Source organism: Nostoc sp. JL33 (genome assembly GCF_017114985.1).
GTDB lineage: Bacteria > Cyanobacteriota > Cyanobacteriia > Cyanobacteriales > Nostocaceae > Nostoc.
In genome coordinates, this window is sequence record NZ_JABXKP010000104.1 from 16,485 (window position 1) to 31,463 (window position 14,979).

At 40.0% G+C, this 14,979-nt stretch carries 17 protein-coding genes; 12 read left to right on the plus strand and 5 right to left on the minus strand.

Features of this window, described 5'->3' with window-relative positions; genetic code table 11:
- Positions 1-360: 360 nt before the first annotated feature.
- The 3 genes from glpX to HWQ23_RS32065 all read left to right on the plus strand — a co-directional run bounded on the left by glpX (position 361) and on the right by HWQ23_RS32065 (position 3,671).
- Complete coding sequence (gene glpX, locus HWQ23_RS32055) at positions 361-1,398, plus strand: class II fructose-bisphosphatase (protein ID WP_292837723.1); 1,038 nt, start codon at positions 361-363, stop codon at positions 1,396-1,398.
- A gap of 241 nt (positions 1,399-1,639) precedes the next feature.
- Complete coding sequence (locus HWQ23_RS32060) at positions 1,640-2,926, plus strand: glutamyl-tRNA reductase (RefSeq protein WP_292837725.1); 1,287 nt, start codon at positions 1,640-1,642, stop codon at positions 2,924-2,926.
- 154 nt (positions 2,927-3,080) lie between these two features.
- Positions 3,081-3,671 carry a Uma2 family endonuclease gene (locus HWQ23_RS32065; protein WP_292837727.1) on the plus strand — a complete coding sequence of 197 codons (591 nt, stop codon included), beginning with the start codon at positions 3,081-3,083 and terminating at the stop codon, positions 3,669-3,671.
- An 80-nt stretch (positions 3,672-3,751) separates the two neighbouring features.
- Here the strand turns inward: HWQ23_RS32065 and HWQ23_RS32070 are convergent, their stop codons facing one another.
- The 3 genes from HWQ23_RS32070 to HWQ23_RS32080 form a co-directional block, all read right to left on the minus strand.
- The gene (locus HWQ23_RS32070) at positions 3,752-4,330 is read right to left on the minus strand and encodes a Uma2 family endonuclease (protein WP_292837728.1); all 579 of its coding nucleotides are present in this window, start codon (positions 4,328-4,330) and stop codon (positions 3,752-3,754) included.
- Between the two features lie 252 nt (positions 4,331-4,582).
- Positions 4,583-5,365, minus strand: coding sequence for an ABC transporter ATP-binding protein (locus tag HWQ23_RS32075; protein ID WP_292837730.1), 783 nt, complete (start codon positions 5,363-5,365; stop codon positions 4,583-4,585).
- A complete protein-coding gene (locus tag HWQ23_RS32080) occupies positions 5,355-6,488 on the minus strand; it encodes a branched-chain amino acid ABC transporter permease (RefSeq protein ID WP_292837732.1) in 1,134 nt (377 codons plus the stop codon). Before HWQ23_RS32080 ends, HWQ23_RS32075 begins: the two co-directional genes overlap by 11 nt.
- A 206-nt stretch (positions 6,489-6,694) precedes the next feature.
- On the opposite strand from HWQ23_RS32080, the gene HWQ23_RS32085 reads away from it, so the two are divergent.
- The 9 genes from HWQ23_RS32085 to HWQ23_RS32125 all read left to right on the plus strand — a co-directional run bounded on the left by HWQ23_RS32085 (position 6,695) and on the right by HWQ23_RS32125 (position 11,473).
- On the plus strand, positions 6,695-6,892 hold the full coding sequence (locus tag HWQ23_RS32085; protein ID WP_292837734.1) for a hypothetical protein: 198 nt from the start codon (positions 6,695-6,697) through the stop codon (positions 6,890-6,892).
- A 61-nt stretch (positions 6,893-6,953) separates the two neighbouring features.
- A complete protein-coding gene (locus HWQ23_RS32090; RefSeq protein ID WP_069073154.1) occupies positions 6,954-7,211 on the plus strand; it encodes a cytotoxic translational repressor of toxin-antitoxin stability system in 258 nt (85 codons plus the stop codon).
- Positions 7,212-7,323: 112 nt separating this feature from the next.
- Positions 7,324-8,910, plus strand: coding sequence for a glucose-6-phosphate isomerase (locus HWQ23_RS32095; protein ID WP_292837737.1), 1,587 nt, complete (start codon positions 7,324-7,326; stop codon positions 8,908-8,910).
- 269 nt (positions 8,911-9,179) lie between these two features.
- Positions 9,180-9,497 carry a hypothetical protein gene (locus HWQ23_RS32100; protein ID WP_292837739.1) on the plus strand — a complete coding sequence of 106 codons (318 nt, stop codon included), beginning with the start codon at positions 9,180-9,182 and terminating at the stop codon, positions 9,495-9,497.
- Positions 9,494-9,856 (plus strand): aspartyl protease, encoded by a 363-nt coding sequence (locus HWQ23_RS32105; protein ID WP_292837741.1) that lies wholly within the window; start codon positions 9,494-9,496, stop codon positions 9,854-9,856. The genes HWQ23_RS32100 and HWQ23_RS32105 overlap by 4 nt, the downstream gene beginning before the upstream one ends.
- A gap of 180 nt (positions 9,857-10,036) precedes the next feature.
- Positions 10,037-10,354, plus strand: a complete 318-nt coding sequence (locus HWQ23_RS32110; RefSeq protein WP_292837743.1) for a hypothetical protein — start codon at positions 10,037-10,039, stop codon at positions 10,352-10,354.
- Entirely contained in the window at positions 10,351-10,713 is a 363-nt protein-coding gene (locus HWQ23_RS32115; protein ID WP_292837745.1) for an aspartyl protease, read from the plus strand. Before HWQ23_RS32110 ends, HWQ23_RS32115 begins: the two co-directional genes overlap by 4 nt.
- 194 nt (positions 10,714-10,907) lie before the next feature.
- Positions 10,908-11,174 carry a ribbon-helix-helix domain-containing protein gene (locus HWQ23_RS32120; RefSeq protein ID WP_292837747.1) on the plus strand — a complete coding sequence of 89 codons (267 nt, stop codon included), beginning with the start codon at positions 10,908-10,910 and terminating at the stop codon, positions 11,172-11,174.
- Positions 11,171-11,473, plus strand: a complete 303-nt coding sequence (locus HWQ23_RS32125) for a type II toxin-antitoxin system RelE/ParE family toxin (protein ID WP_292837749.1) — start codon at positions 11,171-11,173, stop codon at positions 11,471-11,473. Before HWQ23_RS32120 ends, HWQ23_RS32125 begins: the two co-directional genes overlap by 4 nt.
- A gap of 179 nt (positions 11,474-11,652) precedes the next feature.
- Here the strand turns inward: HWQ23_RS32125 and HWQ23_RS32130 are convergent, their stop codons facing one another.
- Positions 11,653-13,068 carry a DUF1802 family protein gene (locus tag HWQ23_RS32130; protein WP_292837751.1) on the minus strand — a complete coding sequence of 472 codons (1,416 nt, stop codon included), beginning with the start codon at positions 13,066-13,068 and terminating at the stop codon, positions 11,653-11,655.
- A 10-nt stretch (positions 13,069-13,078) separates the two neighbouring features.
- On the minus strand, positions 13,079-14,953 hold the full coding sequence (locus HWQ23_RS32135) for a hypothetical protein (protein ID WP_292837753.1): 1,875 nt from the start codon (positions 14,951-14,953) through the stop codon (positions 13,079-13,081).
- Between the last annotated feature and the right edge of the window lie 26 nt (positions 14,954-14,979).

The following is a 14,979-nucleotide window of genomic DNA, read 5'->3' on the forward strand; positions in this document are numbered from 1 at the left end:
CTCTTAATTTGACAAGCTATTTACTCTACGCGTCGTTTTTCGCTTATTGTTGAGTTTTTAGTGAATTTTCCAGCTTTTTTCTTTATTATTTTATACCTAAAGATGGATGCAGAAGAAAAGTAATGTTTTGGATATGCACTGCTACCTATTTGTGCGATTTCTTGACTTAGTTACCTTTGAACACGCTTTATACTGGAGTAGTTATAGAGTTAAAAATAAGGATGTGCTAACTGGCACTTTTGTAACTAGTTAGCAGTAAAACTTAACTTTCTTCCAGGTGTATCCGCCCTTTGGTAGACTTGAAGACTGAAATAGCCAGATAAAGCGGCAGAAATTCAAGCAGTTGAGAGGGCAGACTCTGTGGAAAATACACTTGGGTTAGAGATTATTGAAGTAGTAGAGCAAGCCGCGATCGCTTCCTCGAAGTGGATGGGTAAAGGCGAAAAAAACATCGCTGACCAGGTAGCTGTGGAAGCTATGCGGGAGCGGATGAATAAAATCCACATGCGCGGTCGCATTGTGATTGGGGAAGGCGAACGCGACGATGCGCCTATGTTATACATCGGGGAAGAAGTTGGTATCTGTACCCAACCAAATGCTGAAAGTGTCTGTAACCCTGATGAATTAATCGAAATTGATATCGCCGTTGACCCCTGTGAAGGTACGAACTTGGTAGCTTATGGACAACCTGGTTCGATGGCTGTGTTGGCAATTTCTGAAAAGGGAGGATTATTTGCTGCTCCTGACTTTTACATGAAGAAGTTAGCAGCACCTCCTGCAGCTAAGGGCAAAGTAGACATCAACAAGTCAGCAACAGAAAACCTGAAGATTCTCTCTGAGTGTCTAGACCGGGGTATTGATGAACTTGTTGTAGTAGTAATGAAGCGCGAACGCCACAATGATTTAATTAAAGAAATCCGTGAGGCTGGAGCGAGAGTCGCCCTAATTTCAGACGGTGATGTGGGTGCAGCAATAAGCTGTGGTTTTGCTGGAACTAATATCCACGCGCTGATGGGTATCGGTGCGGCTCCAGAAGGTGTAATCTCGGCAGCAGCAATGCGTGCTTTGGGTGGACACTTCCAAGGTCAATTGATCTACGATCCAGCTGTAGTTAAAACAGGTCTGATTGGAGAAAGCAGAGAAGCTAACCTTGATCGTTTAAAGTCTATGAATATCCATGACGCCGATAAGGTCTATGATGCTCATGAACTGGCATCTGGGAAAACTGTTCTGTTCGCTGCTAGCGGCATTACCAGTGGTAATCTGATGCAAGGTGTGCGTTTCTTCAAGGGCGGAGCAAGAACTCAAAGCTTGGTAATTTCCAACCAGTCGAAAACTGCTCGATTTGTTGATACAATTCACATGTTTGGTGAACCCAAGACTCTCCAACTGAACTAATTTTTAGGGAATGGGGAATGGTAAAAGTAGGGGTAAAGCATTTGGAAATAAATCTTTCTATAAAATAGAAAAATAGTCACCCAAATGCTTCATCGTTACACTAGTTAGTAGTTAGTATTTAGTGATTAGTTATTGTTTATTGGCTGGAAAAACTATCAACCAATAAACAAAAATTCCCCATTCCCTATTTTTCACTCAATGCCCTATTATCAACTACCAACTAGTAACTACGATTTAGCAAATGAATATAGCAGTGGTGGGGTTAAGCCATAAAACAGCCCCAGTAGAAGTCCGGGAAAAACTGAGCATTCCAGAACCACAAATTGAAAGTGCGATCGCTCAACTGACGAGCTATCCCCATATTGACGAAGTTGCAATTCTTAGCACTTGTAACCGCCTGGAAATTTACATTGTTACCAGTGAAGCAGACCAAGGTATTCGGGAAGTAACGCAGTTTCTTGCAGAATACAGTAAATTACCCGTGCTTTCTCTGCGACAGCATTTGTTTATGCTGCTACATGATGATGCAGTGATGCATATCATGCGGGTAGCAGGTGGTTTAGATAGTCTGGTACTCGGAGAAGGTCAAATTCTGGCTCAGGTGAAAACTACTCACAAACTGGGACAGCAATATAACGGTATAAAAACCATTTTGAATCGATTATTTAAACAAGCGCTGACTGCTGGTAAGCGGGTTCGTACTGAAACTAGTATTGGTACTGGCGCTGTCTCTATTAGTTCGGCAGCTGTAGAGTTAGCGCAGATAAAAGTAGCAAATTTAGCAGCTTGCCGAGTGGTAATTCTAGGCGCTGGTAAAATGTCGCGGCTGCTGGTGCAACACCTACTTTCTAAAGGTGCTGTGCAAATTAGTATTGTAAATCGCTCACGCGATCGCGCCCAAGAATTAGTAAAGCAGTTCCCTCAGCAACTGATCCAAATTCATCCATTATCGGAAATGATGGCTGTAATTGCCGATAGTGATTTGGTATTTACAAGTACTTCTGCAACAGAGCCAATACTTGACCGTGCCAAATTGGAAATGGTTTTAGAAATTCAGCGCTCTTTAATGTTATTTGATATTTCTGTGCCGCGTAATGTTCATGTGGATGTAAATGAACTGGAAAATGTGCAGGCGTTTAATGTGGATGATTTGAAGGCAGTAGTAGCGCAAAACTACGAAACCCGTCGGAAGATTGCACAGGAAGCAGAGAAACTTTTAGAAGAAGAAGTAGAAGCCTTTGATATTTGGTGGCGCTCTCTTGAAACTGTGACTACTATTAGCTGTCTGCGAAATAAAGTCGAAACCATCCGCGAACAAGAGTTAGAAAAAGCTTTGTCGAGATTGGGTTCGGAATTCGCAGAAAAACATCAAGAGGTGATTGAAGCATTAACGCGGGGAATTGTTAATAAAATTTTACATGACCCGATGGTACAGTTGCGATCGCAGCAAGATGTTGAAGCCAGACGGCGCTGTATGCAAACTCTGCAAATGCTGTTTAACCTCGATGCAGAGGAACAGTTTAGTTAAATTTAACAACAAGTAAGATCCCCGACTTCTTAAAGAAGTTGGGGATCTTAGCTTTTTAATTAGATATACTTCTAATTAGAAGTTAGTTATGCAAGGCGTATAACATAGATATGAAAGATGAATAAGCAACCGCACAATCATAGGTCGTATATTTATGCAGTTAGAAACACAAAAATTATATTACACACCTGAAGAGTATTTAGAAATTGAAGAAAAGGCAGAATATAAAAGCGAATACCGTGATGGAGAAATTGTACCAATGACAGGTGGCACTACAAATCATAATAAAATTGCAGGTAACTTTTATGCTTATTTGAAGTTTGGTTTGAAAGGCAAGAATTATGATGTTTACATTGGTGATGTGCGTTTATGGATACCCCGTTATCGGCAGCATACATATCCCGATGTAATGGTGATTGAGGGACAACCTATTTATACAGGAACCAGCACAACAACGGTTATGAACCCGATGTTTATTGCTGAAGTTTTATCTAAATCTACTAAAAATTATGACCAAGGCGATAAGTTTCTTTATTATCGCTCTATTCCCGAATTCAAGGAATATATTTTAATTGACCAATATCAGTATCATGTGATGCAATATGTAAAAACTGCGGAAAGTCAATGGTCATTTACTGAATTTGAACATGAATCTGCAATTTTATCACTGCAAACAGTTGATTTTCAAATTGAATTGCGCGACCTTTATGAGCAAGTAAATTTTACAGAAAATAACGAAGATTAAAATAATTCGTAATGATGTTTGTCGATTCGCCAATCTAATTGGTAATAGTGATAATGCAGTTCACTAGCGACTAAAGTTCTTCACAAAATTTGTGTTTCTTCCTCGGTAAAGATAGGAGGCCACAATTCAGTAATGGGCAATTCCCAACCGGGAAAAAGTTCTGGTATCGTTAAAGTATCACCATTTTCTAAAACTGTCGGTTCACCTGTAGAGCGATAAATTGTAACTGTCTCTTCATCAGGATCAATCAGAATGCCGACGATCGCTCCTAGTTCTATGAATTTCAGAATTTTGGCTACTATAAGTTTAATTTTATCGCTCTGAGATTTAATTTCTACCACCAAGTCAGGGACAAGTTCTCCAAAGTAACGAGGACTTTGGAGAAGTCGGGAAGCGCGAACAAAGGAAACATCGGGTGCTTTGAGGTTTGTATCTGGCATAATGAAACCGCCAGCAGAATCAAACACTCTTCCCCAGCGACGAGGATTTATCCAAGCAAAGAGAAAGGCGATGAGACGACTACTGATTTCGCTGGATACGATATCTGACGGGCCCATAATTGAAATTTTCCCATTTTCGAGTTCCAGCTGGTAATCTAAACCTGCTTCAGTAAAAGCAGTTTGAACTTGCTCTAAATCTCTGACTGTCATCATTGACATAAAAAGCTTTTTCCACTGAGATATACAACTCAATTTTAACAACAGCCAAATTTCCGAAGATTTGACGCTGTGTGCGACTTTCTCTCAAACCTATTTAAAGGAATAAGCTGTTCCACATTTAAATTGCATAAGCTGGGCGGGCTTTTCGGCCCACCCCACAAGAGTTATGTTTAATTCGATTATGCTTTCTTAGATGTTTTTTAGCTTATCTATTACCCAATATATGGCCAGTCGAAACTTCAAACCACAGTATTATTTTCCCAAATAAGCTTCTAAAACTTTGGGATTAGTTTGAATTTCTGCGGGTGTACCGTCGGCTAAATTCTGCCCTTCGGCAAGTACCCAAACGCGATCGCACAATGACATAATTACATCCATATTGTGTTCAATAATCAGAAAAGTCATCCCATCTTGACGGTTCCAAGTGATAATGCGATCGCAAATATCATCAATCAGTCTCGGATTCACACCAGCTGCGGGTTCATCCAACAAAATTAACTTGGGATTAGTCATCAACGCCCGTCCCATTTCCAACAGCTTGCGTTGTCCACCAGACAAGCCACCAGCATAATCGTGTGCTTTTTTTGCCAAACCCACTGATTCTAATAGAAACATTGCTCGTTCTTGCAGTTGCTTTTCTTCCTTAGCTACGATGTGCGGTTGTAACTGCACCTGCCAAAAATTTTCACCCGTTTGTTTTTGCGCCGCCAGCAGCATATTTTCTAACACCGACAACCGCGAGAGAGTCCGTGCAACCTGAAAAGTGCGGATTACTCCCTGCTGGGCGATTTGATATGGTTGTAAGTTGTGAATCGGTTCGCCGTCAAAAATTACTCGTCCTTTATCTGGGCGGATGAAGTTTGAGAGTAAGTTAAATAAAGTAGTTTTACCAGCACCATTGGGGCCAATCAAGCCCGTGATGCTGCCTTTAGCAACTTCGATTTTTGCCTCATTAACTGCTTTGATACCACCAAAGCTTTTAGAAAGTCCAGTGGCTACCAAAAGAGGAAGTGGCGATGACTGGTTATTTACCAAGAGTGAGTTCCTCCTTTTTCCCTAAGATACCTTGAGGTCGCCAAATCATCAGTACCATCATAATTAGTCCGATTACCATGATCCGAAATGCACCCAAACGTGCTTCATCAAGGGGGACGATTCTGGGTAAAACTTCCCGTGTCAGCGCATCGTAAGCAAAGAAAATTACTGCACCTAAGATTGTGCCAACGTTATTAGCAGAACCACCTAGAATCACCATGATCCAAGTGTCAAAGGTGATTTGGGGTTGAAAATTATCTGGGTAAATGGCACCCAGTTGCCAAGCGAAGAAAGCACCAGCGATACCCGCGATCGCACCTCCAAGCATGAGAGATTGTAATTTATACCAAAAGACATTTTTTCCCAGCGCCTTGGGAATTTCCTCATCTTCGCGGATGGCTTTGAGAATTCTACCCCAAGGCGATCGCACCAAAATTTCTAACCGCCAGTATACAAATGCTACAATCAGCAGCAACACTAGCATTAAACCTGCTTTTGGGTTGTAATTATACAGTCCGATTACCCCAGAAATATAAATCGCTGCTGCCAAAATCGCTAACACAATTCCCACACCCAAGCGCGACGCAAATTCTTGCTTGCTAGTTATCCTTTTTCCTAAATCAGTAGTCCGAGACATCTGGGTAATCCGAATCCATCGCCACAACGTAAAGAAAGTTACAGCAGCTAGCAGCGTCAAAAGCCCAATCATCACAAATTTGACAAACAAATTTGGCTCTGTAGATAAGGGTATGCGATAACTTTGTACGCCAAATGCCCCAGAAATCCAGGTGTCACCCACAGGTAATTCCTGGTTATTTACCACCAAACGAATTAGTTCGCCCGTACCGATGGTGACAATTGCCAGATAATCTTCCCGTAAGCGTAGAGTTGCAAAACCAATTACTAAACCCAACAAAGCGGCGACAATTGCCCCAGCTATTGCCGATATCAGTAAGGGAACGCCCTTTAAGCTTAACAATACCGTTGTATATGCTCCGAGGGTCATGAAAGCAATATGACCAAAGTTAATTAACCCGGTAAAACCCCACTGCAAATTGAGTCCGAGTGCGAATAGAGCAAAAATTGCTGTAGAAATTGCTAAGAAGATGAGATAGTCAACCATATTTTGGAGTTAGGAGTTAGAAGTAGAGACGCGATTAATCGCGTCTGTAGAGGAGTTAAGCTTAGGGGTGCAATCGCCATGTTCTGGAAAACTTGCTAGCTATCTCCTCTGGTAGTAGGCAATAAATTTTAGCGTAGCTTGAGCGTTGCTAATTTTTTGGGAATACTATTTATTGTTGGTGTTGGGTTGTAGGGAATAATTAACGTATGAATTTGCTGCGACTTAGAATGCATCACTTAATCGAGCAGTTAGGCGATGACGATTTGCAAGACATTTGGAACATTTTGGAAGCTTTACATTATGACTTTTATATGCTCAAAGCGATACAACAAGTCAAGCGATCGCAGCAACCGTGGGATATCTTAACCCATGAAGAAGCGGTAAGACTGTTGATGTTTTTCTAATTCAGCAGCGCTTTTTAGCTAGTGCCAGTGGCCCCTGAAGTTTTGGTTAAGGTAACGCCTAGTGAGTCTGGAAATGCGCTATGCAAGGTCTTTTTTGCTAGACCTGAAGAACTTAGAACCTGCCGCCTACGAGCGGGTGCATGATTTTGTCTTTATTGAGTTAGCCCAAAAATGGCAGCTAACTGATTTAAAAGAACTGCGACAGCTTGATGGTGAAGGCATTTTTCACCGCTTCACCCTCGATAATTATCTGATTGGTATAGAAATCAGGGGTGAAATTGTGAAATTTCTGCGTGTCATCCCTATGCCAGATGTCTAAGGAGAGGAGTTACGCCAATACTTAAAACTGTAAACAGTATAAGGCTAGGCAGGGATTGCCATAAGCTTCCATTAAACTAGTGTTTGAAAAACACTTTATTTGAGATTTCCCTATGGATGCTAGGGCACTTTGGCAAAGATACCAAAACTGGTTATATTTCCACGAGGGATTGGGACTGTACTTAGACGTGAGTCGGATACAGTTCGACGATGCCTTTGTGGATTCGTTGCGTCCGAAGTTTGACAAGGCGTTTGCGGATATGGCTCAACTGGAGAAGGGTGCGATCGCAAATCCCGACGAGAGGCGCATGGTTGGACACTACTGGCTGCGAAATCCTGATTTAGCACCAGCTCCAGAACTTACACAAGAAATTGTCCAAACCCTAGAACAAATCGAAGCCTTTGCAGAAAAAGTCCAAACAGGTGCTATTCATCCACCGCGAGCAAGCCGCTTCACGGATATTATCTCCATTGGAATTGGTGGTTCCGCCCTCGGCCCCCAATTCGTCGCGGAAGCCCTCGCTCCTGATTTCCCGCCCCTGAAACTTCACTTTATCGATAACAACGATCCAGCAGGTATCGATCGCGTTCTCAATCATCTACGAAACAGCCTCGCCAGCACTTTGGTATTGGTGATCTCCAAATCTGGGGGAACACCGGAACCTCGCAATGGCATGATTGAAGTTAAAAAAGCCTACGCCGGACACAATTTAGAATTTGCTCAATATGCGGTAGCAATTACCAGCGTTGATAGCAACCTCGATAAACTGGCCAAAGATGAAGGCTGGCTGGCTAGATTTCCCATGTATGACTGGGTAGGAGGACGAACTTCAGAAATGTCTGCTGTGGGGCTAGTACCAGCCGCATTGCAGGGCATTGATGTTCACGCCATCCTAGATGGCGCAAAAGAAATGGATGACGCTACCCGCGTCCCAGATGTGAAAAATAACCCAGCAGCCTTGCTCGCTTTGTCTTGGTACTTTGCTGGTAACGGAAAGGGCGAAAAAGATATGGTTGTCCTACCTTACAAGGACAGCTTATTTTTATTCAGTCGCTATTTGCAACAGCTGGTGATGGAATCCTTGGGCAAGGAAAAAGACTTAGACGGCAACGTTGTCCATCAAGGCATCGCTGTTTATGGTAATAAAGGCTCAACAGATCAACACGCTTACGTCCAGCAGTTGCGTGAGGGTGTAGCGAATTTCTTTGCTACCTTCATCGAAGTCTTAGAAGATCGTCAGGGGCCATCCACAGAAATAGATCCGGGAGTTACATCAGGCGATTATCTTTCCGGTTTTCTCCAAGGAACCCGACAAGCGCTTTATGAAAATCACCGCGATTCGATTACAGTCACGATTCCCCAAGTTAACCCCCGAACTGTAGGCGCATTAATTGCTTTGTATGAACGCGCTGTTGGTTTATACGCTAGCTTAGTTAACGTCAACGCCTACCATCAGCCAGGGGTAGAAGCTGGCAAAAAAGCAGCCGCCTCTATTCTCGATTTGCAAACACGAGTTGTAGCAGTCTTACAAAAAGAAAAAGCTCCCATTTCTCTTGATGAACTTGCAGAGAAAGCAGGCGCATCAGAGCAAGTTGAGGCAATTTACAAGATTTTGCGTCATATCCATGCCAATCAGCGAGGTGTGGTTTTACAAGGTGATCTTCAGAAACCCGGCAGTTTAACCGTTTCTGCTAGCTGATAGCTCTAGTTTAAACATCACATTTTGTTCATTAATTGTTGTATCAGCAACAATTTTTTATTGTGAAGCATCCTAGATAGAAGATATATCTTCAGTCTAGGATGCTTTACTGTATAATTCGTAATTCGTAATTACAGCAGTTTTCATGTATTTTAACTAGATTTCGCTATCTTTGGTTAATGCGTAAATCGCGAAGAAAGTAAAAGCGATCGCCTTAATCTTTCTGTAAAATAAAGTTAAGGTAGCATTAACAAATAGGGTTAATTACTATGACTGAATCAGCTGCAAAACAACCTGCACGTCGAGGCAGAATTTTTCCAGAACGCACTTTATCATCAGAAGAACTTGCTAGACGCAAAGCTGAAGATGAATTATTTTATCGGCGTTGTCGGGCAATTTTTGAGCGTGTGCGTCCCGATTTGATTAAGGAACACTATGGCTGGTATATTGCAGTGGAGCCAGATAGTGGTGATTATTTCATTGATGAAGATATAGAAATAGCTAGCCAGAAGGCACGCACTAAGCATCCAAATGCTGTACATTGTATGTTTTGTTTGAACGAGACTGGAGCCACTGGCACAATATGATACAGGGGTCTTTTGGTAGCAATGGGCAGCTATTTTTTGAAATTGATTTGATTACATCTGAAGGATTAAATCTACCTGTGGATGCTATGTTAGATACTGGGTTCACAGGCTTTTTAGCTATTAACAAACAAGATTTAGATGGTTTGGACTGGCAATTTATTCGTGGTCAAGAACTACGAACGGCACAGGGTGAAAAAATTTTTGATTTGTATTTAGGTAAGGTGCAATTGAATAAACAGGAGTATGAGATTTCAGTTTTTGCAGGTGATGAAATTATAGAAGTTTTGTTAGGTTCAGAATGGCTAAAAATTTTGCAGTTGGTGGCAAATTATCAGGCTGGTATATTAACTTTGGGATAATTGCAATGGCTACGGCTGGCTACGTCTACGCACTTCATTTATTTTGAAACGAACAGCAAGAAAAGAGATATATTCTACTATATTTAGTTAATGGGTAAATCGCAGAGAAAGTAAAAGCGATCGCCTTAATCTTCCTGTAAAATAAAGTTAAGGTAGCATTAACAAATAGGGTTAATTAGTATGACTGAATCAACTGCAAAACAACCTGCACGTAGAGGCAGAATTTTTCCAGAGCGTACTTTACCACCAGAAGAACTTGCTAGACGCAAAGCTGAAGATGAGGCATTTTATCATCGCTGTCGGGAAATTTTTGAGCGTGTACGTCCCGATTTGATTAAGGAACACTACGGCTGGTATATTGCAGTAGAGCCAAATAGTGGTGATTACTTAATTGATGTGGATAAAATGCAAGCTCATAAAAAATCCCTTGAAAAATACTCAAATAGTAGACATTGTGTATTCTGTTTAAATGAAACGGGAACAACTGGCACAATATGATTCAGGGGGACTTTGGAGATAATGGGCAACTATTTTTTGAAATTTATTTGATTACATCTGATGGATTAGATTTGCCTGTAGATGCTATGTTGGATACTGGTTTTACAGGCTTTCTCGCTATTAAAAAACAAGATTTAGAGGGTCTAGACTGGTTTTATATCGGTGAGGAATCTCTACGAACTGCTAAGGGAGAATCAATATCTGATATTTATTTAGGCAAGGTGATATTAAACGAACAAGAGTATGAAATTAATGTTTATGTGGGCAATGAAATTACGGAAGTATTGTTAGGCTCAGAATGGCTAAAAATTCTGCCGTTGGTGGTGAATTATCAGGCTGGTATATTAACTTTAGGATAACTGCGATCGCACTTCAGTTATTTTGAAACGAATTCCAAGGAAAGAGATATATTGTACTATCTTTGGTTAACTAGGAAATTGCAGAGAAAGTAAAAGCGATGCCTACCGTTAGCTACGCCTACGCTATTGAAATTATCTGATTTTAAATGTTGTTATAATAAGATTAAAGCTTTCAATAAAATGGCATATAAATCATGAACATTCAAATTAAACCTGAGCTAGAGCAAATTATCCAAGCGCAAATTGCTACAGGTAGATATGCGAATCCCGAAGAAGTAATTAGTAAAGCATTGAAGTTACTATTAGAATGGGAAAAAGGTTATCAGCAGTGGGTTGAAGAAACACGCGATAAAGTTGAAGTTGCTATTGAGCAACTGGATAGAGGAGAAGGTATTGATGGAGAAGTTGTAGTTGAACAATTGCGAGAAAAACTACGTAAAGCTAGAGAATTGCAACGATGAAGCAACATATTATCTCTCCAAAAGCCAGTCAGGATTTATCAGAAATTATTGATTATTTTGTCAGGATAAATATTGATGCTGGGGAGGATTTTGTTGAGAAGTTTGATAAAAAGTGTAAATATTTAGCTAATTTTCCCAATATGGGACGCAGTTACGGAAATATTAAACCTGATTTGCGCGGTATTCCTTTGGATAATTACATTATTCTTTATCGAGTTATAAATAGTGGAATTGAAATTGTCCGTGTAGTCAGTGGTTATCAAAATTTGGAATCTTTATTTGCAGAATCAGATGAGTAAGTCGGTGTTTTAGTTTACTTCCAATTATCTTCTAGTTTATTTTAGATTCATTAATCAATCACTCAGAAAGTAAAAGCGATGCCTACGGTTGGCTACGCCTACGCACTTCAGTTATTTTTAAACGAACCGCAGAGGCGCAGAGAGCGCAGAGGTAAGACAAGAGATATATTTTACTATCTTTAGTTGATAAGTAAATCACGGAGAAAGTAAAAGCGATGCCTACGGCTGGCTACGCCTACGCTATTCCAATTACTGTCTTTTATCCTTCCTAAATAGCCTGTTAAAGGTGAAGAAAGTTCAATCAGTAAATCGTGAACAGTTTCATCAGTTAACCTGGGGTTATGAGTAACATTGTAATGAACACGAATTTCTGTAACTGTGAAACTCTGATGTGTAGCTTTTAAAGTTTCATTGTCTTGTTCAGAGAGTTCTTTTACTGCTGCAATAATTTGCGATCGCAATTTAATCTCTCTTTCAGCTTTATCAATATATTCATCAATTTTATAGTCAATTTGCCCAGGATCTAGATATTGCTGTAATTCGACTAAGTTAATAGCACCTGGATATTTTGCTTTGAATTCAACTAGCTTTTGTAGAGTCATTACATTTATAATACTGATTTTCGATATTTCAGCAGATTCTTTCAAATTTTTAGTCGGTTTACCTGGCCCAATAATTAACCTTACAGCTTGAAGATAATTTTCTTTTAGATGCCTTTTGCCAATCCTATCTAATTCTTCTACTGCACGATCAGGAATGCTTTTACCTGCTTTGCATTCGCAAACAAGAGGATAAGGTTGTGAGCAATATAAGTCTAAGCCACCTGCACCGCCTTTGTAGTTTTCTTCAACTTTGAACCCTAAAAAATCAAGACTACGGCGTGCGATAATTTCAAAATCTGTACCAGCTTGATAGTTATTCTTACCCTCGTCTAGCTCGATGCTGCGATCGCCTAATTTTGCAATATCATTTATCCAAGCTAAATTTGGATCGGGTTGCTTAATTAGCTTGTCATTACTCCAACCCAAAAATGCTTTAATGTCGTCGTCTAATTGTTTAGCTGCTGGTTGGCTAATAGTTAGGGATGCGATCGCACTCTGCAATTCTTCCAATTCAGGATGCAGCGCGGGTTCTAGCTTTTCTAATTGACGTTTGCGTTGGGCGAAGGTGCGATCGTTTAATACTGGATTTGCTTCAGAAACCGTTACAGAATTAGGTAAACTAACAAATTTTCCTAGCTTTTCCTGAATGTTCGGATTAACTGGTATTTCTTGTAACTGAGGTAACTGATAGACACGCAAGTAAGCCAGGAAAAGATACTGTTGTTTCTGTAATATCTCCTTTAATACTTTTGGTGTCCATATTGTTAATTTAGATAAAATCTCTAATGGCTTAGTCTCGTCTAAAATTTGGCAAAGTTCACATTTAGCCCAAGCTTTAATTGAAACTGAAGAGTCAGCAGGATAAAGTGCAAATCTCTGTCCAGGACGAATAAACATCTTGGGTAAAGCTGCAATTGTTCGCCCCTGTATTAAAGCTTCAATATCATGGACGGATAGACATAGCGCTGTTTGAATTGAAAACTGCTGATTCATTTCTAGTTAGCTATAGATTTAGGTCGATATTATCAGCATTAGCAATAGGCTGAGGAATACTAATAGATAATCCATCATCAGTTAAATTAGTAGGCTTTTGTCCAGAAGGATCGCTGAGAATTTCTCGAATCAAAGGATTGTTGATTGCTAGTTTATTCTGCTCAATAAAATCAACTATCTGTTCACCTGTAAGTTCATAACTCTCTATGTTACGGCAAACAAAATAGATAGCTAAAAGCGGTTTAATATCTTGACTTTGCAACCCTATCCACTCTCCACCCTTTTCTTCCAACAGTGTTCTCAAATGCTTTTTAGCTAATCCTGCACCTTGATTAATATTCTTTGAACGCAGTAAGCAACCACGAGTTAGGTCAAACTTTTTATAGTCAATTAGTCGCTTCAAAGCAGCACCAATAAACTTGCCATTTTGCTGAACTACACTTACTCCAATCCTGACTTTTCCTTTATTGCCGACAATTTTAAAATCAATAAATCCTTCATCTACTGCTTTAGCTAGTACTTCTTCAATTGATTCGATTGTTACTCCCTCTACAGTTTCGCCTATTAAATTATTGAAAGCCATCCAAAGAGCAGTACTAATAGTTATTTCTTCTTGCATTAATGAGTCAATAGAAGCTTCTACATTGGCTAATTCATTATCGAAGCAAGGTTTAACAGGATGGATCTTCTTTTTTGGAGGATCATTAGTAATAAGTTTAATAGGTACAAAATTCTCTGCACACCATTTCAAAACTGACCTAACTGTAGGTCTACTCTTACCAAGTTCTCTGAGTTTAGTTTCATCAAATGGATAGAGAGGATGAGGCGGGCTTTGTTGATGTTCCTTATAAAAATCTTGTAACCATTGACTCACTAGAGCAACGATATCATCAGAATTGAGATACTTTAATGCAATTGGTTGCCTATCAGCTTGTTCACTTGCTAATCTATCAACAACTGCTTCAGCTTCTGGTAAAGCCTTGATTTGGTCTTCCCAGGTACGAGGATACATTGCTAACAGTAAAACACCTTGTTTTAGACTGTTATATAAATCCTTAACTAAGTTTGCAATAACTTGTGCTGCTAAAAATCCATTATCAGCAGCATCTGCAATATCTAATTCGTCAAAACAAATCACTGGAACTCGATAATAGCTAGTGATATCTAGAATTTGACGAACATTGCTTAATGCTTCAGCTTCTCTATCCTCGCTCTTAGGATTTGGCAACCCCATTGCTTCAGCTTGTGATTGTGCTAATTCCAAACCAGATAACCAATAGCTTGCATAATTAATATGGACTGGAGAAAGTGTCCACAAAATTGCTTTCACTATGTAAGGGTTGGTTATTTCAGGCTTGACTTTAAGAACACTTTCTGTCAAATTAACTATCGCCTTACTTGAGTGTTTACTTAACCAACCTGGATACATACTAATATACTGTTCTGGGGTATATTTCCACTGTTTTGCTTCGTTAATTAAAGCTGCTGCAATTTCCTGCCATTGCATTACTTTTTGACTACCAAAAGCTCTAAGACTAGAGGCGACACTTTGCAGAAATAGGGACTTAATTTGATTCAAGTTATCATACTTACTCATATAGATAAATAAGCTACTGTCTTCTGTCTGTAATCGGTGGCGAATCCGACTAATAATATGGCTTTTACTTAATCCTTTTTCTGCTGTAATTGTGATACCTACAGTTTCACGTTTTCCTTTACGGACTTTATCAACAGCATCAAAAACTGCATTAGAAGCATGAGCGTTAATTGAGGAAACATCAGGAAAACTTTTACCCCATATTTGTGGTGGTCTGACCACAATATGGCCTGCAAAAGGGTTTTCATTTCTAATCAGATCATCAATGGTAGATGTGGTAACAGTCATGGTGTTGTGAAGTTAATGTGTGAAGA